The organism is Kitasatospora sp. NPDC085895 (assembly GCF_040702125.1).
In the GTDB taxonomy this organism is placed as follows: Bacteria; Actinomycetota; Actinomycetes; order Streptomycetales; family Streptomycetaceae; genus Kitasatospora; species Kitasatospora arboriphila.
Genome location: NZ_JBFBJY010000050.1, coordinates 41,614 through 60,313 on the forward strand (window position 1 = coordinate 41,614; position 18,700 = coordinate 60,313).

Below are 18,700 nucleotides of genomic sequence, written 5' to 3' on the forward strand. Positions count from 1 at the left end.
TGGGGCGAGCATTCATCCCATCATTCTATGATGGGCGCTATGTCGACCGCAGCGGACTCCGCCACCCACCGCCGCGCCGAGCCCGTCCCGGCCGCGCCCGCGCCCTCCCGCGCCCGTCTCCAGACCGTCCTCCTCGCCGTCGGCATCGCGCTGGCCGCCGTCAACCTGCGCCCCGTGGTCACCAGCCTCGGTCCGCTGCTCGACGACGTCCGGGCCGACCTCGGCATGAGCGCCGGCGTCGCCGGCCTGCTCACGGCGGTGCCCTCGCTCTGCTTCGCCCTGTTCGGCCTGGCCGCCCCCGCGCTCGCCCGCCGGATCGGCCCGATCGCGGTGGTCGCGGCCGGCATGGGTGCGATCACCCTCGGCGTGCTGGCCCGCTCCTACGCCGGCGGCACCGCCGTCTTCCTGCTGCTGACCGCCGTGGCCCTGGCCGGCGTCGCGGTCTCCAACGTGCTGCTCCCGGTGGTCGTGAAGCGCTGGTTCCCGCACCGGGTCGGCCCGATGATCGGCCTCTACTCAATGGCCCTGTCGGTCGGCACCTCGCTGGCCGCCGCCGCCACCGTCCCGCTGACCGCGGAGATGGGCGGCAGCTGGCGGGCCGGCCTCGGGATCTGGTCGCTGCTCGCCGCCGCGGCGCTGGTGCTGTGGGCGGTCGTCGCCCTGCTGCGCCGCGACCGCTCCGGCGCCGGGCGGCCTGCGGCGGGGGAGGGGCGGACGGCCGCGGAGCCGTCCGGGCCGATCGTCCGCAGCCGGACGGCGTGGGCGCTCGCCGTCTTCCTCGGCCTGCAGGCCACCAGCGCCTACGCCACGATGGGCTGGCTGCCGAAGATCTACCAGGACGCCGGGGTCTCGGACGGCGCCTCCGGCGTGCTGCTGGCCGTGGTCATGGCGGTGAGCGTGCCGGCCTCGTTCGTGCTGCCGAGCCTCGCCGCCCGGCGCGGCGACCAGCAGCTGTTCGTCGTGGTGCTCGGAATCTGCGGGATCGCCGGCTACACGGGCCTGGCGTTCGCCGCGGGCACCGCCTCCTGGCTGTGGGCCTGCCTGGTCGGCCTGTCGATGTGCGCCTTCCCGCTGGCCCTCACCATGATCGGCCTGCGGGCGCGGACCCCGGGCGGGGTGGCGCGGCTGTCGGCGTTCTCGCAGTGCGTCGGCTACCTGATCTCCATCCCCGGGCCGATCGCGGTCGGCGCGGTCTACCAGGCCACCGGCAGCTGGTACCTGCCGCTCGGCCTGCTCGCCGCCCTGCTGGTGCCGCAGATGGTGTTCGGCGCGCTGGCCGGTCGGCCCCGGCACATCGAGGACGAACTGCCCCGCGTCCCCGCCACGACCTGACCCCGGTTTCCGGACGGAACCGTCGGAATGCGACACTCTGCGCATGCCAGTTCTCGAACCCGAGCCGCAGGACGGCCAGAAGAAGCTGCTCCAGCTGATGGGCGTGATCGCCGGGGTGGTCGTGCTCGTCGCGGTGATCGCCATGGTCGCCGCCCGCCTGGGCTGACGGGGTCCGCACACCGTCCCCACTCCTGCGGGTGGCGACCGCGCGGACCCCGCGCCCGGGAGCGCATTTTCTGCAAAGCTCTAGGGGTATGAGCGCCGACACACCCCGAAGGATCATCGTTCTCCGTCATGCCAAGGCCGACTGGCCGAACCAGGTGGCCGACCACGAGCGGCCGCTGGCCGACCGCGGGCGGCACCAGGCGCCGGAGGCGGGCCGCTGGCTGGCCGATTCCGGCATCAACCCCGACTACGTGCTCTGCTCCACCGCGCTGCGCACCAGGGAGACCTGGAAGCTGGCGGCACACGAACTGCCCAAGCGCCCGCGCCGCACGGTCTACGAGGACCGGGTGTACGAGGCCAGCCCGGGCGAGATCATCGCGGTGCTCCAGGAGACCCCGGACGAGTTCGCCGACCTGATCCTGATCGGCCACAACCCGGGCGTGCTCGGCCTCACCCAGGTCCTCGCCGGCGACGAGGGCGACGTGGACGCGCTCAACCGGCTGAGGCTCAGCAGCTTCCCGACCGCCGCGATCGCCGTCCTCAGCTTCGCCGGCCCCTGGAAGTCGGTCGAGCCCGGGGTCGCCAAGCTGGACTCGTACCACACGCCGCAGGACTGAGGCCCGGGACGGCCGGTACGCCGGGACGGCCGGTACGTGAAGGGTGGCCGGGGCCTACGCCCGAGCCACCCTCCGTGCTGGTGCGGTGCCGCCGCCGGATCAGTCGGTGACGCTGCCGTCCAGGGCGTCCGCCGCCTCGACCTCGTCGCGGGTGATGCCCAGCAGGTAGAGCACGGTGTCCAGGAACGGCACGTTGACCGCGGTGTGCGCGGCCTCGCGGACCACCGGCTTCGCGTTGAACGCCACGCCCAGCCCGGCCGCGTTCAGCATGTCGAGGTCGTTGGCGCCGTCGCCGATCGCCACCGTCTGCGCCAGCGGCACCCCGGCCTGCTCGGCGAACCGGGCCAGCCAGCGGGCCTTGCCCGCGCGGTCCACGATCTCGCCGGTGACCCGGCCGGTGAACCTGCCGTCCGCGACCTCCAGGGTGTTGGCGGCGGCGTAGTCCAGCCCCAGCTGCTCGACCAGGTGGTCGGTGACCTGGGTGAACCCGCCGGAGACGATCGCCACCTGGTAACCGAGCCGCTTCAGGGTGCGGATCAGCGTGCGGGCGCCCGGAGTCAGCCGAACCTCGGCGCGGACCTTCTCCACCACGGCGGCGTCCAGCCCGGCCAGCAGTGAGACGCGGGCCCGCAGCGACTCCGCGAAGTCCAGCTCGCCGCGCATCGCGGCCGCCGTCACCTCGGCGACCTTCGCCTCGCAGCCGGCGTGCGCGGCGAAGAGCTCGATCACCTCGTCCTGGATCAGCGTGGAGTCGACGTCCATGACCACCAGGCGCTTGGCCCGCCGGTGCAGGCCGGCGCCGACCACCGCGATGTCCACGCCCAGCGCCGAGGCCTCCGGCGCCAGCCGGGCCCGCAGCTGCTCGGTCGGCAGACCGGAGACGGCCAGCTCCACCGCGGTCACCGGGTACTTGGCCAGCCGGAACACCCGGTCGATGTTGCCGCCGGCCTCGCTCACCAGCCCGGCCAGCGCGGCCACCGCCGCGGCGGTCAGCGGATGGCCGAGCACGGTGACGTGCGAGCGGCCCTCGCGGCGCGGCCGGTTGTCGCCGGTGCCGGAGATGATCTCGGCCTGCAGCTTGAGCTCCTCGGCCCAGCGGTGCACCGTCACGCGCAGCCCGCCCTCGGACGCCTGCCCGGAGGGCGGCGTGACCAGGGCGCACAGCGTTATCCGGCCACGGGTGACGACCTGCTCGATGTCGATCACGTCCACGCCGTACTCGGCGAGCGTGGCGAACAGGCCCGCGGTGATACCGGGGCGGTCCTTGCCGAACACCTTGACGAGCAGCGTCCGCTCGTCGTCGGTCCGTGGCTGCTGGGCGGGGCCGGGCTCGGCGGCCGGATCAGTCGCGTTCATGGTGCCTCCCACGCTACCCGCCCGGCGTGCGGTGCCACGCCCGGCGTCCGCACGCTGGGACGACGCGGCGGCCCCGATTTCGTTGCCGCCCGGTCACAAAGGCCGAGGTGACTTTCAGGTACGACCGCGGGGCTGGAATGATTCCCCCGTCAGATCAGACGCACAACTCCCCACGTGGGGAGCCAATCGGGGGACCGAGAGAGCGGGGGCAGGCGGACGTGCCGCAACTCGTACTGGAGCTCAACGGGCAGCAGACCGTCCTGGAGCCGGGCCGCGCGTACACCATCGGACGGGACCCGGCCTCGGACTTCACGTTCGAGGACGCCAGGGTCTCCTGGCGGCACGCCACGATCGCCTTCGACGGGGCGGGCTGGCAGCTGCAGGACCACGGATCCACCAACGGCACCTACGCGGGCGGTGCCCGCACCCAGCACGTGCCGCTCCACCCCGGTGCGGTGGTCAACCTCGGCAACGCCGAGAACGGGCCCCGGCTCGCGTTCTCCGCGCCGGCCCAGGCGCCCGCGCCGCAGCCCGGCGTGCACGAGGCCGTGACCAGCCGGGCCGCACCGCCGCCGGCCGCTCACCAGGCCCCGGCCAATCGGGCACCGGCCCAGCAGCCCTGGGCGCAGCACCAGCAGCCGCCCGTCCACCAGCAGTGGGACACCCCGGCGCCGCAGCCGGTCGTGCCGCACCAGGGGCAGCAGCACGCCCCCGTCCCGCCGCAACAGGGCCGGTCGCCGCTGCCGAACGGGCTCGGCAACCCGACCATGGTGCGCAACCTCACCGCCGGCATGCGCACCATCCGCATCGGCCGCGCCCTGGACAACGACATCGTCGTCTCCGACCTGCAGGTCTCCCGCCACCACGCGGAGCTGCGGCAGCTCGCCGACGGCCGCTGGGAGATCGTCGACCTCGGCAGCCACAACGGCATCTTCCTCAACGGCCAGCCGGTGCAGCGCCAGCTGATGGGCCCGCAGGACCGCCTGACGGTCGGCCACTCCAGCTTCGTCCTGGTCGGCGACCAGCTGCAGGAGTTCGTCGACACCGGCGCCGTCACCTTCTCCGCCCGCCACCTGACCGTCGAGGTCGAGTTCAAGGGCGGCAAGAAGGTCCTGCTCAACGACGTCTCCTTCTCCGTCCCGGAGAAGTCCCTGGTCGCCGTCATCGGCCCGTCCGGCTCCGGCAAGTCCACCCTGCTGCGCGCCCTGACCGGCTACCGCCCCGCCGACCGCGGCGAGGTGCTGTACGACAACCACAACCTGTACCAGCAGTTCGCCGAGCTCCGCTCGCGCATCGGCCTGGTGCCGCAGTCCGAGATCCTGCACAAGGAGCTCACCGTCCGCAGCGGCCTCAAGTACGCCGCCCGGCTGCGTTTCCCCGGCGACACCGAGGCCGCGGAGCGCGAGCGCCGGATCGACGAGGTGCTGTACGAGCTGCGCCTCGACAAGCGCGCCGACAACCGGATCACCGCCCTCTCCGGCGGTCAGCAGAAGCGCGTCTCGGTCGCCCTGGAGCTGCTCACCAAGCCGTCCCTGATCTTCCTGGACGAGCCGACCTCCGGCCTCGACCCGGGCATGGACCGCGAGGTCATGCAGACCCTGCGGGGTCTGGCCGACGACGGCCGCACCGTCCTCGTCGTCACCCACTCGGTGGCCGAACTCGCCCTCTGCGACCGGCTGCTGGTGATGGCGCCGGGCGGCTCGGTGGCCTACTTCGGCCCGCCGTCCGAGGCCCTGCACTTCTTCGGCTACGAGACCTGGGCCGACGTCTTCCAGGCCTTCGAGAACTACCCCGACCACGACTGGGCCGGCCGCTACAAGGGCTCCGTCCACTACCGGCAGTACTCCGCCGACGTGGACGCCCCCGTGCAGCACGCCACCCCGAGCGTGCCGCTGGCCCAGGTCCGCCCGCCGAAGCCGCAGAGCTGGGGCTCCCAGCTGTGGACGCTGATCAGCCGCTACCTCGCGGTGATCGGCTCCGACAAGGGCTTCATGCTGCTCTCCCTGGTGCTGCCGCTGGTCCTCGGCGGGGTCTCGGTGCTGATCCCCGACCACTGCGGACTGGCGGCCTGCCAGGCCTCCGGACGCAACGACATCGCCAAGATGATCCTGCTGGTGGTGGCCTTCGGCGCCTGCCTCTCCGGCTCGGCGAACTCCGTCCGAGAACTGATCAAGGAACGGGCGATCTACGAACGGGAACGGGCCACCGGCCTCTCCCGCTCCGCCTACCTGGTCTCCAAGATCGTCGTGCTCGGCCTGGTCAGCTTCGTCCAGGGCGGCGTCATCTCCGCGATCGCCTTCAAGACCCGCGACCTGCCCGCCGAGGGCCTGCTGCTGAAGAGCATGCCCGCCGCCGAGATGGCGATCGGCGTGATCCTGCTGAGCTTCACCTCGATGCTGGTCGGCCTGACCATCTCGGCGCTCGTGAAGACCGCCGAGAAGACCATGCCGCTGCTGGTCATGTTCGCCATCGTGCAGATGGTCTTCACCGGTGCCATCTTCCAGGTCTTCGACAAGCCCGGCCTGGAGCAGTTCGCCTGGCTGATGCCCGGCCGCTGGGGCCTCGCCGCGACCGGCAACACCCTCGACCTGGCCCACAGCTCCGCCGTCACCTACAACACCGACGTCCGCCCGCCCACGCCGGTCGTCGACCCGCTGTGGGACCACACCGTCGGCCACCTCTTCCTCAACTGGTTCGCCCTGATCGCCATCTCCGTCGGCCTCGCCTTCCTCATCCAGCGCTTCCTGCGCCGCCACGAGCCCGAGGTCATGCAGAAGGGCTGACACCCCGCACTGCACACCACGGGCGGCACCCCCGGCACCGGGGGCGCCGCCCGTCGGCGTACCCGGGCCGGAGGCCGCCGTACGCCCCCGGACCTAGGCCGGTCGCCCCATGCCCCGGCCCCTCGCCCGGCGGTAGCGTGGGGGCATGCCGCCCGAGGAACCCGCCCCCGCCTGCGACCCCTGCCTGGGCGGGATCGAGGCGATCAGCACCGCCGTGCTCGCGATGAGCCGTCACCTGGAGGTCCGCGAGGTCCTCCGGCGGATCACCGCCTCCGCCCGCAGTCTGCTCGGCGCCGAGTACGCCGCCCTCGGCGTCCCCGACGACCACGGCGGCTTCGCCCAGTTCGTCGTCGACGGCGTCACCGACGAGCAGTGGCGCGCGATCGGCCCGCTGCCCCGCCAGCACGGCGTCCTCGCCGCGATGCTCCACGAGCTGACGCCCACCCGGCTCGCCGACGTCCGCACCGCGCCCGACTTCGGCGGCTGGCCCGCGGCCCACCCCGAGATGACCGACTTCCTCGGCATGCCGATCGTCGACGGCACCGAGATCCTCGGCGCCGTCTTCCTCGCCAACAAGCCCGGCGGCTTCACCGCCCACGACGAGGAGCTCCTGCGGATCCTCGCCGCGCACGCCGCCATCGCCCTCTCCAACGCCCGCCTCTACGAGCGCAGCCGCGAACTCACCCTCGCCGGGGAACGCGCCCGCATCGCGCACGACCTGCACGACGCCGTCTCGCAGAAGCTCTTCTCGCTGCGCCTCACCGCCAAGGCCGCCGCCACCCTCGTCGACCGCGACCCGGACCGGGCCCGCGCGGAACTCGCCGAGGTCGCCCGGCTCGCCGCCGAGGCCGCCGACGAACTGCGTGCCGTCGTCGTCGAACTGCGCCCCGCCGCACTGGAGGAGGACGGCCTCACCGCCACCCTCGCCTCCCAGGTCCAGGTGCTCGACCGCGCGCACACCGCCGCCGTCAGCTTCAGCGCCCTGCACATGAGGGCGCTGCCCGCTGCCCAGGAGGCCGCCCTGCTGCGGGTCGCCCAGGAGGCCCTGCACAACGCACTGCGGCACTCCGGCGCCCGGACGGTCGACGTCACCCTCGCCGGGACCCCGGCCCGCGGCGCCGTCCTGCGGGTCGTCGACGACGGGCAGGGCTTCGACCCGGACTCCGTCCGGCGGGCCGGCCGCCACCTCGGCCTGGTCTCGATGCGGGACCGCGCCGCCGCCGTCGGCGGCACCCTCACGCTGGAGTCCGCCCCGGGCAAGGGGACGGTCGTGGAGATGGAGGTCCCCGGTGCCTGACAGCCGGTCGATGATCCGCGTGCTGCTGGTCGACGACCACCAGGTCGTCCGGCGCGGACTGCGCACCTTCCTGGAGGTCCAGGACGACATCGAGGTGGTCGGCGAGGCCGCGGACGGCGCCGAGGGCGCCGCCCTCGCCCAGCAGCTCGCCCCCGACGTCGTCCTGATGGACCTCAAGATGCCCGGCGTCGACGGCATCGAGGCCCTCAAGATCCTCCGCGACCAGGGCAACCGGGCCAAGGTCCTGATCGTCACCAGCTTCACCGAGCACCGCACCGTCGTGCCCGCCCTGCGGGCCGGCGCGGCCGGCTACGTCTACAAGGACGTCGACCCGGAGGCGCTCGCGGGCGCCATCCGCTCGGTGCACGCCGGACACGTGCTGCTCCAGCCCGAACTCGCCGAGGCACTGCTCTCCGACGACGGCCCGCGGCCCGCCCAGGGACGCGGCGGCACCCTCACCGACCGCGAGCGCGAGGTGCTCGGCCACATCGCGGACGGCCGCTCCAACCGCGAGATCGCCCGCGCGCTGCACCTCTCCGAGAAGACGGTGAAGACCCACGTCTCCAACATCCTCATGAAGCTCGACCTCGCCGACCGCACCCAGGCCGCCCTCTGGGCCGTCCGCAACGCCGAGGCGTAGGGCCGGGCACCTGCCGGGGGAGCACCCCGGGGGCGCCGGCCCGCGCCCCCGGTGGTCGGCCTACCGGGGCTCGTCGACGAGGGCGTTGTAGGCGGCGACCTGGGCGCGGCGGGCCGTGCGCTCCAGCGGGGCGAGGACCTCGCGGCGGGCCGCCATCTCCGAGGCGGAGACCGCCGCGCCGTGCCCGCCCGCGGCGATCGACAGCAGGGCCGACACCTGCCGGGCGGACTCCAGCACCCGCACGGCGCGGGCCGGGTACCCCGGCGCCAGCAGTTCGGAGTGCCCGCGCCGGCGGTACGACTCCAGCGCCTTCAGCGCCTCGGGCCCGGCGCCGGCGACATCGAGGCGGGTGAGCAGCACGGTGGCCTGCCGCAGCCCGTCCGCGAGCTCGAACTCGGCCTCGTGCAGCGAGGGGACGTCCGCCGGCGGGGTGTCGTTGACCTCCGAGCAGCGCCACAGCACGGTCGCCGAGCGGTCCCCCTCCGGTCCGAAGACGCTGATCTCGGGCACCAGCCCGATCGGTACGCCGACCGCCAGGACGGCCTCCCCGGCGCCCATCGCCCCGGCGTTGAACGGGGCCGGCCCGGTCAGCCCCAGCGGGTGGCCGGCCGAGGGCAGTGCGAGCCGCAACCCGCGGACGCCGAGGACGCGGAGCCGTCCGAGCGCCCAGGTGAGGCCGTGCAGCTCGCCGTCCGCGTCGCCGGGCAGGCCGGTGACCCGGTGGGACTCGTCGCCGCCGATGACGGCCGCGGCGGCGTCGTCGGGCGAGGCGGAGCCGGCGAGCAGGGCGTTGCCCCAGGCGGTGAGCCGGGCCGAGCGCGGCTCCTGGAAGGGATTGTCGGCAGGTGTGGCGAGCATCCCGCCAGCCTACGGACAACTCCGCCATCGGCGTGGCGTAGGTTTGGGCTGTGCTGTGCGCGGCGCATCCCGTCCCGCCCGCCGGACCGGCGGGAGTACGCTGCCCGCGCACCGACTGTCGAGACCACTGGACCGAACCCCGAGGCCCGATGCCGCCGGCCCTCGGACGGCCGACATCTGCATTGGGGAAGGCTAGGCATGAGTGACGTGCTGGAGCTCGTCGACGTTTCCGTGGTCCGGGAGGGTCGCGCGCTGATCGACCGGGTCTCCTGGGCGGTCGCCGAGGGCGAGCGCTGGGTGGTCCTGGGTCCGAACGGGGCGGGCAAGACGACGCTGCTGCAGGTCGCCTCCACGTACCTCTTCCCGACCTCCGGCACCACCGCGGTGCTCGGCGAGAAGCTCGGCTCGGTCGACGTCTTCGAGCTGCGGGCCCGGATCGGCCTGGCGAGCGCCGCGATGTTCGACAAGCTGCCCGGCGAGCAGACCGTGCTGCAGACGGTGCTGACCGCGGCCTGGGGCATGACGGCCACCTGGAACGAGCAGTACGACAGCAGTGACGAGGCCCGGGCGCTGGCCCTGCTGGACCGGCTCGGCATGGCCGGTTACACGACCCGCAAGTTCGGCACCCTCTCCGAGGGCGAGCGCAAGCGCACCCTGATCGCCCGCGCGCTGATGACCGACCCCGAGCTGCTGCTGCTGGACGAGCCGGCCGCCGGCCTCGACCTCGGCGGCCGCGAGGACCTGGTGCGCCGCCTCGGCGCGCTCGCCCAGGACGAGTACGCGCCGTCGATGGTGATGGTCACCCACCACGTCGAGGAGATCGCCCCGGGCTTCACCCACGTGCTGATGATCCGTCAGGGCAAGGTGCTGGTCGCCGGTCCGATCGACACCGAGCTGACCGCCCGCAACCTGTCGCTCTGCTTCGGCCTGCCGCTGACCCTGGAGCGCCGCGGCGACCGCTGGTCCGCGCAGGGCCTGCCGATGGGCTGACCGCCCGTCCGCGACGGCCGCCGGGCCGCGCACCCGCTCCGGCGGGCGCGCGGCCCGGCGGGCGTTCCGGTGCCCGCGGCGGCGCCGCCCGGCGGCGCTGAACCACTGAACTCCGCTGAACACCCGCTCCCCGTACGGGCGGCCGGTTTCCGCCTGTTCACCTGCGGGAAGCTAGGCGTCACAAGCATCCCCCTCCCTAGGATGGCGTCGTGGACAGCTGGATCTGGTGGCTCCTGGCCGCCGTCGGCCTCGGCATACCGCTGGTGATCACCGCGATGCCGGAGTTCGCCATGTTCGCGATCGGAGCGGGTGCCGCGGCGCTCACCGCGGCGCTCGGGGCCGGGGTGGTGCCGCAGTTCCTGGTGTTCGTCGCGGTGTCGGTCGCCCTCCTGGTGTTCGTCCGGCCGATCGCGTACCGCCAGTTGCAGAAGGGCCCGGCGATCAAGACGGGCATCGAGGCGCTCGAGGGCGCCACCGCAGTCGTACAGGAGAAGGTCGACGGGGAGGGCGGCCGGATCAAGCTCAACGGCGAGATCTGGTCGGCCCGGGCACTCCACCCCGGCAGTGTCTACGAGCCGGGGCAGCAGGTCGACGTCGTCGAAATCCAGGGCGCCACCGCCCTGGTCGTCTAGGGGAGAATCGTGGAACCCGTCCTCATCGTGCTGGTCGTCCTGGTCGTGGTGGCCTTCATCGCGCTGATCAAGACGATCCAGGTGATCCCGCAGGCCAGCGCGGCGATCGTGGAGCGCTTCGGCCGCTACACCCGCACGCTGAGCGCGGGACTCAACATCGTGGTGCCGTTCATCGACACCATCCGCAACCGCATCGACCTCCGCGAGCAGGTCGTGCCGTTCCCGCCGCAGCCGGTCATCACCTCGGACAACCTGGTCGTCAACATCGACACCGTCATCTACTACCAGGTGACCGACCCGCGGGCCGCGACCTACGAGGTCGCCAGCTACATCCAGGCCATCGAGCAGCTCACCGTCACCACGCTGCGCAACATCATCGGCTCGATGGACCTCGAGTCCACCCTGACCTCCCGCGAGGTCATCAACGCGGGCCTGCGCGGCGTCCTCGACGAGGCCACCGGCCGCTGGGGCATCCGCGTCAACCGCGTCGAGCTGAAGGCGATCGAGCCGCCGACCTCCATCCAGGACTCGATGGAGAAGCAGATGCGCGCCGACCGCGACAAGCGCGCCGCGATCCTCACCGCCGAGGGCGCCCGGCAGGCCCAGATCCTGCGGGCCGAGGGCGAGAAGCAGGCCGCCGTCCTGCAGGCCGAGGGCGAGGCGCAGGCCGCGGTGCTGCGCGCCGACGGTGAGGCCGCCGCGATCCGCACCGTCTTCGAGGCCATCCACGAGGGCGACGCCGACCAGAAGCTGCTCGCCTACCAGTACCTGCAGACCCTGCCCGAGCTCGCCAAGGGCGACTCCAACAAGCTGTGGATCATCCCGAGCGAGGTCGGCGACGCGCTCAAGGGCCTCGGCGGCGCCTTCACCGGCCTGACCGGCGGCAACGGCGCCGGACCGGCCGCCGCGGCCGCCCCGCGCCCGGTGGACACCGAGACCAAGCACATCGCCCGCCCCCGGGTCGAGACCACCCGCGAGTACCCGCGGATCGACCCCGAGTGAGCCGGCCGTAAGGCCCCGGCAGACCCCTCCGGCCTGCGCCGCCCGTACCGGGCCGGCGCAGGCCGGCTCCGCATGTCACACCCGGGCATGTCACACCCGCACGGGCTGCGTCGTCCCCCTGGCATGAGAATCGCCATCGTCGGAGGAACGGGGACGCTGGGAAGCCACGTCACCGAGGAACTGCGCGCCCGCGGCCACGAGGTCCGGGTGCTGAGCCGCCGCTCGCCCGAGCACCCGGTCGACCTGACCACCGGGGCCGGACTGGCCGCCGCCCTGGCCGGCTGCGAGGTCGTGGTCGACGCCGCCAACAGCCGCTCGGCGAAGGGCGCCGAACGCACCCTGGTCGACGGCACCAGGAACCTCCTCGCCGCCGAACGCGCCGCCGGCGTCGGCCACCACGTCTGCGTCTCGATCGTCGGCTGCGACCGGGTGCCGGTCGGCTACTACGCGGTGAAGACCGCCCAGGAGCGGGCCGTCGCCGAGGGCCCGGTGCCGTGGACGGTCGTCCGGATCACCCAGTTCCACGAGCTGATCGGCGAGGCCTTCGCGGCGCTCGGCCGCTGGCGCCTGCTGACCGTGCCGAAGGCCCGGCTGCAGACGATCGCCGCCGTCGACGCCGCCCGCGCCGTCGCGGACGCCGCCGAACGGCCCGCCCGCCTCGGCCGGACGGAGGCCGCCGGCCCGGAGACGGCCGACGCCCGCGAACTCGCCCGCACCTGGCGGGCCGTCACCGGCCGCCGCGTCCTGCAACTGCCCCTGCCGCTGCCCGGTGCCCTCGGCCGGGCGCTGCGCGCCGGCGGCCTCACCGCGGACCGGCCCGACACCCGCGGCACGACGACCTTCGCCGACTGGCTGGCGGGTGCCGCCGCCACCACCACTACCGCCGCCACCGCCACCGAACCAAACCGCACGCCCGCCCGGTGACCACCCGGCCCCGCGGGAGGGCGGCGAGCCCCCGCGGGGCCGGAGCGGTCCGGATCGTGGATCACCCCTGGCCCGGCCCTCCCTCCTCCGGCATGATCCTTAGTGACAGGAGCGAAGGAGGGAATCACGGATGTCGGTCTGGGAAGCGCTGGCGGTCCTGCTGGCCGGTGTGGGTGCGGGCACCATCAACACCGTCGTCGGCTCCGGCACGCTCATCACCTTCCCGGTGCTGCTCGCCCTCGGCCTGCCGCCCGTCACCGCCAACGTCTCCAACACCCTCGGCCTGGTGCCCGGCTCGATCAGCGGCGTCATCGGCTACCGCCGCGAACTCACCGGCCAGCGCCGCCGGCTGCTCCGCCTCGGCACCGCCTCCCTGATCGGCGGCCTCACCGGCGCCTACCTGCTCACCAAGCTCCCCAGCAAGGCCTTCGACGCCATCGTCCCCGCGCTGATCCTCTGCGCCCTCGTGCTGGTCGTGATCCAGCCGCGGGTCTCCCGCGCCGTGGCCGCCCGCCGCGGCCGCGGCGGAGGCAGCAGCAGCACCGAGGGCGGGCCGCTGCTCTTCGCCGGCGTCCTGCTCGCCGGCGTGTACGGCGGTTACTTCGGCGCCGCCCAGGGCGTCCTGCTGCTCGCCCTGATGGGCATGCTGCTCCAGGACGACATGCAGCGGATCAACGCCACCAAGAACGTCCTCGCCCTGATCGTCAACGGCGTCGCCGCGGTCTTCTTCCTCTTCGTCGCCCCGATCGACTGGACGGCGGTGCTGCTCATCGCCGCCGGATCGGTGGTCGGCGGCCAGATCGGCGCCAAGGTCGGCCGCCGCCTGCCCCCGCCCGTGCTGCGGACGGTCATCGTCGTGGTCGGCCTCGCCGCCGTCACCCGGCTGCTGCTCACCTGACACCCGTGTCGCCCGGCCGCGGCGGCCCCGCCTTCCTATGCTCCTTGTGACGCACCCCGCGGCCGGCGGCCCGCCCGCCGCGGGCCCGCCAGCGACCCACCGGGAGCACCCGTGAGCCGAACCCGGCTGACCGAGGACGAGATCACCACCGCCCTGGCCGCCCTGCCCGAGTGGCACCGCGAGGGCGAGGCGATCGTCCGCACCGCGGAGACCGCCAGCTTCATGACCGCGATCCGGGTCGTCGACACCGTCGCCGTCGCCGCCGAGGAACTCGACCACCACCCCGACATCGACATCCGCTGGCGCACCCTGCGCTTCGCCCTCTCCACCCACAGCGCGGGCGGCCTCACCGGCCTCGACACCACCCTCGCCGCCCGCATCGACGACGTGCTGCGCACCACGTCCTGAGGCCCGGTCAGCCCGCAGCGCACCCCGTTCCGGCGGGGTGCTCCGGCCGCCATGAGATGCTGGGCGCTTGCAGCAGCAGTCGGGACGGACGGATTTCATGGCTCAGGACCCTCCCCGGACGTACGACCAGGGGTACCCGCACGACGGCACCGGGCAGCAGCCCGCCGCCGGCCAGGACCACCAGCAGCAGCAGGGCTGGTACCAGCCGCAGACGGACCAGCCGGCCGACCAGTGGACGGCCGCCCAGCAGCAGCCGTACCAGGCCGGGGCGGACCAGCAGGCCTGGCAGCAGGGCGCCGACCAGCAGGCATGGCAGCAGCAGACCGCCGCCTGGGACCCGCAGACCGCCCAGGCCTACCAGCAGCAGGCGTACCAGCAGCAGGGCTACGACCAGCAGGCGTACCAGCAGCAGGCGGGGCAGCAGGGCTACGACCAGCAGACGGGCCAGCAGCAGGCGTACGAGCAGCAGACGAGCCAGCAGGGCTACTACGCCGGCGGCTACGAGCAGATCCCGCAGCAGCAGACCGGCGACCCCTACCAGGCGAACGCCGGATACACCGACCCCTACGCCGCCTACGGCGCGAGCTCCACCGGCACCGCCGACGCGTACGCCCAGATCACCCCCGAGCCGTCGCTCTACGCCCCGGCCGACCAGGCGCAGGACAGCTGGCAGACCCAGCAGCAGGAGATGCCGACCGTCGGGTTCCCGGACACCAGCGGCCGGGGCACGGCCTTCCCGGGCGGCCCCGACGGCAGCCCCGAGGCCGGTTCCGTGGGCACCCTCAGCCCCTACGTCGTCACCCGCGACGACAGGTACGGCGACGACCGCGACGACACGGACGGCAACGGGCCGGCCGGCCGCCGCTCGATCGCCGACCGCGCCCGGGCCGCCGCGACCGCCGTCGTCTCCGCGGACCACGGACCCGGCCGCCGCACCCTGCTGATCCGGGCCGGCGCCGGCGCCGCGGCGCTCGCCGTCCTGGTCACCGCCGCCGTCCTGGTGACCGGCGGCGACGACGGCGAGAAGTCCGGCGGGGGCGGCTCGGACTCCGCCGCGGCCCGCACCTACACCGTCGCCCATGCCAAGGCCTGGGCCGCCAAGCCCGCCGCGGGCGCCCCGGCCTCCGCCGACGACACCCTCGCCGGCTCCTGGATCACCGCCGACGCGGTGGTCCGCGCCGACGGCACCGGCGTGCAGGCCTACGCCCTCGCCGACGGCAAGCCCACCTGGTCCGTCACCGCCCCCAGCCAGGGCGCCGCCCCGTGCGGCCTCTCCCCGACGGTCAACACCGCAGGCCTCGGCGGCGTGCTCTTCCGGAACGGCAGCGACCCCAAGAGCCCCTGCACCGTCCTCGCCGCCGTCGACACCAAGACCGGCAAGACCGCCTGGACGAAGAACCTCTCCGACACCAAGGACGGCTACGACGCCAAGGTCTCCGTCCTCGACGACAAGGTCGTCGCGGTCGGCGAGGACAAGGCCTTCGCCTGGGCCGCCGCGGACGGCAAGGACCTCTGGCAGTACACCGGCCAGGGCAAGTTCTGCAGCCTCTCCGGCGGCGCGAGCGGCGCCACCGTCGTGCTGCACAGCAGCTGCGCCGACAGCACCCCCACCGACCAGGCGGTCGCCCTCAACGCGGCCGACGGCAAGGTGAAGTGGTGGCGCGGGCTGAACAACAAGCCCAAGACCGTCACCGTGCTCTCCGCCGAACCCGCCGTCGTCGCGACCACCGGCGAGAAGCCCGCCGACGACCGGATCTTCGCCTGGGGCACCGCCGGCGACCCCGCCGCCGAGATCCCGGTCACCGGCGACGCCGGCCGCCTCGACGTCGGCCGCGGCACCTTCGACACCGCGCCGACCGTCTTCTTCCACCAGAACACCATGGTCGCCGCGCTCGGCCCGGCCGACGGCGTCGGCCCGGCCACCTCGGTCACCGCCTACGACCTCGCCACCGGCAAGCCCACCTGGACGACCGCCGTCGCGGAGAAGCGCAAGTCCCGCGCGGTCGGCCTGGACGGCGGCGGCCTGCTGCTCGCCGTCGACGAGCGCCTCGACCAGCCCGCCCACATCAGCCGCTTCGCCCTCGTGGGCGGCCAGGAGACCCAGGGCGGCGCCTTCCCGCTGGGCACCGGCTCGCTGCTCACGGCCGGCCGGCTGCTCTCCGCCGACGGCAAGGTCGTCGTGCTCCCCGAGCACTCGGCCAACTTCGGCAGCGCCACCGCCTTCCAGGCCAAGGGCTGACACACCGCACGCCGCCGGCCGGCCCGTCCCCCGATCGGGCCGGCCGGCGGCGTGGGTGCACGGGGACGGGTCTCCGTCCCCGGTATGCGGCCGGCGCCCGTGCGGGCACCGGCCCGTCGGGCAGCGCCGGTCGGGCGCCGACGGTCAGGCGCTGGCAGGCAGCCAGGCGGCGAGCTCACGCAGCTCACTGCCGCGCAGGCCGAGGGCGAGCATCAGCGTCGCCTCCGGCGTCGGCTCGAACGGCCGCCGCAGCAGCTTCATCCCGGCCTGCTCGGGCGTCCGGTCGGCCTTGCGCTGGTTGTCCTCCGGGCACGCGGCCACGGTGTTCATCCAGCTGTCGGCACCACCGCGCGACTTGGGCACCAGGTGGTCCACGGTGGTCGCCCGGCGGCCGCAGTAGGCGCACTGGTGCTGGTCCCGGACGAGCACGCCCCGCCGCGACCACGGCGCGTGTTGTCGGAAGGGCACCCGCACGTACCGGTTCAGCCTGATCACCCGGGGGACCGGAACGGCCACACCGGTACCGCGCACCATCCCCAGCGGATGGGCGTGCTCCACGACCGCCTTGTCCTGCAGGACGAGCACCACGGCGCGCTTCAGCGACACCGTCGTCAGCGGCTCGTAGCTCGCATTCAGTACCAGCGTGTTGCGCATCGTTCCGGCCACCTCCCCTGTGCGGTCGTGCCGCCAGGCACGACCGTCCCGTCCTCGCCGCACTCGGCGGTGGGTCCACTGTGAACTCGCGTGGCCACCGGCAACAACGGAATTTCCGTCCGCCCCCGGCCGGGCCGAAATCCGCTGGCCCGATGCGCGTACTCTCTAGAACGCTGGAGTCGTCCAGGCGCGGGGCCCACGGCGGGCCGCGGACAACGCCGGACGCGACCGAAGGAGAAGCGTGACCGTGACGGACATCGTCGACGAGCTCCGGTGGCGTGGGCTGATCGCCCTGTCCACCGACGAGGACGCACTGCGCAAGGCGTTCGCGGACGGCCCGGTCACGTTCTATTGCGGCTTCGACCCGACGGCGCCCAGCCTGCACCTCGGCAACCTGGTGCAGATCCTCACCATGAAGCGCCTGCAGCTGGCCGGAAACCTGCCCCTCGGCCTGGTCGGCGGGGCCACCGGCCTGATCGGCGACCCCAAGCCGACCGCCGAGCGCGTGCTCAACGACCCCGAGACGGTGGCCGGCTGGGTGGAGCGCCTGCGCGGCCAGATCTCGAGGTTCCTCGACTTCGAGGGCGAGTACGCGGCCCGCATGGTCAACAACCTGGACTGGACGTCCGGCATGTCGGCGATCAGCCTGCTGCGCGACGTGGGCAAGTACTTCCGGGTCAACAACATGATCGCCAAGGAGGCGGTCGCCCGCCGGCTCAACTCCGACGCGGGTATCAGCTACACCGAGTTCAGCTACCAGATCCTCCAGGGCATGGACTTCCTGGAGCTGAACCGCCGCTACGGCTGCGCCCTGCAGACCGGAGGCAGCGACCAGTGGGGCAACCTCACCGCCGGCACGGACCTGATCCGCAAGGCCGAGGGCAAGTCCGTGCACGCGCTGGCCACCCCGCTGATCGTGAAGGCCGACGGCACCAAGTTCGGCAAGACCGAGTCCGGCACGGTCTGGCTCGACCCCGAGTTGACCACCCCGTACGCCTTCTACCAGTTCTGGCTGAACGCGGACGACCGGGACGTCTCGAACTTCCTGCGGATCTTCTCCTTCCGCTCGCGCGAGGAGATCGAGCAGCTGGAGCGGGACACCGCCGAGCGTCCGGCCGCGCGCCTCGCCCAGCGGGCCCTCGCCGAGGAGCTCACCACGATGGTGCACGGCGCCGAGCAGTACGAGCGGGCGGTCGCCGCCTCCAAGGCGCTCTTCGGCCAGGGCGACCTCGCCGACCTGGAGCCGGCCACCCTGGCGGCCGCGCTCGCCGAGGTGCCGAAGGCCACGGTCACCGAGCTCCAGTCGGTCGTCGACCTGCTGGTCGAGACCGGGCTCGCCCCGAGCCGCTCGGGTGCCCGCCGCACCATCAAGGAGGGCGGCGCCTACCTGAACAACGCGAAGGTCACCGACGAGGAGGCCGTCCCGGCCGCCGAGGACCTGCTGCACGGCCGTTGGCTGGTGCTGCGGCGCGGCAAGCGCAATCTCGCCGCGGTCGAGGTCGCGTCGAACTGACGTCAGGTGGCTTGAACCGCACCGCGGTTGAGCTGCCACGACACCCCACAGGGGCCGGATCCAGCCAGATCCGGCCCCTGGTGTTTGACGCTCGCAGTCCAGTGCCCTAACGTTGGACGAGTCGCCGAAACTGGTTGCGAACCGGTAACGGCCCCCTTCCTCCGACGAGTCGACCGTCGCACACCCCTTCGAGAAATCGACCGGGAAATGCGCGCGAAAAACTCTGGTAGAGTTCGGGAGCGCCGAAAGGCGAAAGTGAATCCGATGAAACAGACTCCGGAAAGCGGAGCGGAAAACATCTGATAAGCTGGAAACACGGAAGAGCGAAACGCCCGGAGGGTCCGCTGGAAGGCGGTCCGAAGGAAGTGTCCGTTCCTTGAGAACTCAACAGC

At 73.3% G+C, this 18,700-nt stretch carries 17 protein-coding genes; 14 read left to right on the plus strand and 3 right to left on the minus strand.

Going from position 1 to position 18,700, the window contains the following annotated elements:
• Positions 1-39: 39 nt before the first annotated feature.
• From AB0442_RS26850 to AB0442_RS26860, 3 genes are all read left to right on the plus strand, one after another.
• Entirely contained in the window at positions 40-1,332 is a 1,293-nt protein-coding gene (locus AB0442_RS26850; RefSeq protein ID WP_366165929.1) for an MFS transporter, read from the plus strand.
• A gap of 43 nt (positions 1,333-1,375) precedes the next feature.
• Positions 1,376-1,498 carry an SGM_5486 family transporter-associated protein gene (locus AB0442_RS26855; RefSeq protein WP_263103153.1) on the plus strand — a complete coding sequence of 41 codons (123 nt, stop codon included), beginning with the start codon at positions 1,376-1,378 and terminating at the stop codon, positions 1,496-1,498.
• An 88-nt stretch (positions 1,499-1,586) separates the two neighbouring features.
• Entirely contained in the window at positions 1,587-2,114 is a 528-nt protein-coding gene (locus AB0442_RS26860; protein ID WP_363547341.1) for a histidine phosphatase family protein, read from the plus strand.
• A 99-nt stretch (positions 2,115-2,213) separates the two neighbouring features.
• Here AB0442_RS26860 and serB read toward each other — a convergent pair whose 3' ends face one another.
• Entirely contained in the window at positions 2,214-3,470 is a 1,257-nt protein-coding gene (gene serB / locus AB0442_RS26865; RefSeq protein WP_366165931.1) for a phosphoserine phosphatase SerB, read from the minus strand.
• A gap of 218 nt (positions 3,471-3,688) precedes the next feature.
• Here serB and AB0442_RS26870 point away from each other — a divergent pair, with 218 nt between their 5' ends.
• The 3 genes from AB0442_RS26870 to AB0442_RS26880 all read left to right on the plus strand — a co-directional run bounded on the left by AB0442_RS26870 (position 3,689) and on the right by AB0442_RS26880 (position 8,190).
• Positions 3,689-6,253: an FHA domain-containing protein gene (locus AB0442_RS26870; protein ID WP_366165933.1), complete on the plus strand. Its 2,565-nt coding sequence runs from the start codon at positions 3,689-3,691 to the stop codon at positions 6,251-6,253.
• Between the two features lie 145 nt (positions 6,254-6,398).
• Positions 6,399-7,550 carry a GAF domain-containing sensor histidine kinase gene (locus AB0442_RS26875; protein WP_366165935.1) on the plus strand — a complete coding sequence of 384 codons (1,152 nt, stop codon included), beginning with the start codon at positions 6,399-6,401 and terminating at the stop codon, positions 7,548-7,550.
• A gap of 10 nt (positions 7,551-7,560) precedes the next feature.
• Positions 7,561-8,190 carry a response regulator transcription factor gene (locus AB0442_RS26880; RefSeq protein WP_344622036.1) on the plus strand — a complete coding sequence of 210 codons (630 nt, stop codon included), beginning with the start codon at positions 7,561-7,563 and terminating at the stop codon, positions 8,188-8,190.
• 60 nt (positions 8,191-8,250) lie between these two features.
• Here the strand turns inward: AB0442_RS26880 and AB0442_RS26885 are convergent, their stop codons facing one another.
• The gene (locus AB0442_RS26885) at positions 8,251-9,048 is read right to left on the minus strand and encodes a hypothetical protein (RefSeq protein WP_366165937.1); all 798 of its coding nucleotides are present in this window, start codon (positions 9,046-9,048) and stop codon (positions 8,251-8,253) included.
• 198 nt (positions 9,049-9,246) lie between these two features.
• On the opposite strand from AB0442_RS26885, the gene AB0442_RS26890 reads away from it, so the two are divergent.
• The 7 genes from AB0442_RS26890 (at position 9,247) to AB0442_RS26920 (ending at position 16,141) form a co-directional block, all read left to right on the plus strand.
• A complete protein-coding gene (locus tag AB0442_RS26890; RefSeq protein WP_344621899.1) occupies positions 9,247-10,038 on the plus strand; it encodes an ABC transporter ATP-binding protein in 792 nt (263 codons plus the stop codon).
• A gap of 221 nt (positions 10,039-10,259) precedes the next feature.
• Entirely contained in the window at positions 10,260-10,670 is a 411-nt protein-coding gene (locus AB0442_RS26895; protein ID WP_317634107.1) for an NfeD family protein, read from the plus strand.
• A gap of 9 nt (positions 10,671-10,679) precedes the next feature.
• A complete protein-coding gene (locus tag AB0442_RS26900; protein ID WP_363547327.1) occupies positions 10,680-11,672 on the plus strand; it encodes an SPFH domain-containing protein in 993 nt (330 codons plus the stop codon).
• A 123-nt stretch (positions 11,673-11,795) separates the two neighbouring features.
• Entirely contained in the window at positions 11,796-12,596 is an 801-nt protein-coding gene (locus AB0442_RS26905; protein WP_366165939.1) for an NAD(P)H-binding protein, read from the plus strand.
• Between the two features lie 130 nt (positions 12,597-12,726).
• Positions 12,727-13,494: a sulfite exporter TauE/SafE family protein gene (locus AB0442_RS26910; RefSeq protein ID WP_344621896.1), complete on the plus strand. Its 768-nt coding sequence runs from the start codon at positions 12,727-12,729 to the stop codon at positions 13,492-13,494.
• 111 nt (positions 13,495-13,605) lie between these two features.
• Complete coding sequence (locus AB0442_RS26915; protein WP_344621895.1) at positions 13,606-13,902, plus strand: 4a-hydroxytetrahydrobiopterin dehydratase; 297 nt, start codon at positions 13,606-13,608, stop codon at positions 13,900-13,902.
• 97 nt (positions 13,903-13,999) lie between these two features.
• Entirely contained in the window at positions 14,000-16,141 is a 2,142-nt protein-coding gene (locus tag AB0442_RS26920) for a PQQ-binding-like beta-propeller repeat protein (protein WP_366165941.1), read from the plus strand.
• Between the two features lie 144 nt (positions 16,142-16,285).
• On the opposite strand, the gene AB0442_RS26925 is transcribed toward AB0442_RS26920, so the two are convergent.
• The gene (locus tag AB0442_RS26925; protein WP_344621893.1) at positions 16,286-16,795 is read right to left on the minus strand and encodes an HNH endonuclease; all 510 of its coding nucleotides are present in this window, start codon (positions 16,793-16,795) and stop codon (positions 16,286-16,288) included.
• 247 nt (positions 16,796-17,042) lie between these two features.
• Between AB0442_RS26925 and tyrS the strand changes: the two genes are divergently transcribed.
• On the plus strand, positions 17,043-18,308 hold the full coding sequence (gene tyrS, locus AB0442_RS26930) for a tyrosine--tRNA ligase (RefSeq protein ID WP_366165944.1): 1,266 nt from the start codon (positions 17,043-17,045) through the stop codon (positions 18,306-18,308).
• Positions 18,309-18,700: the final 392 nt, after the last annotated feature.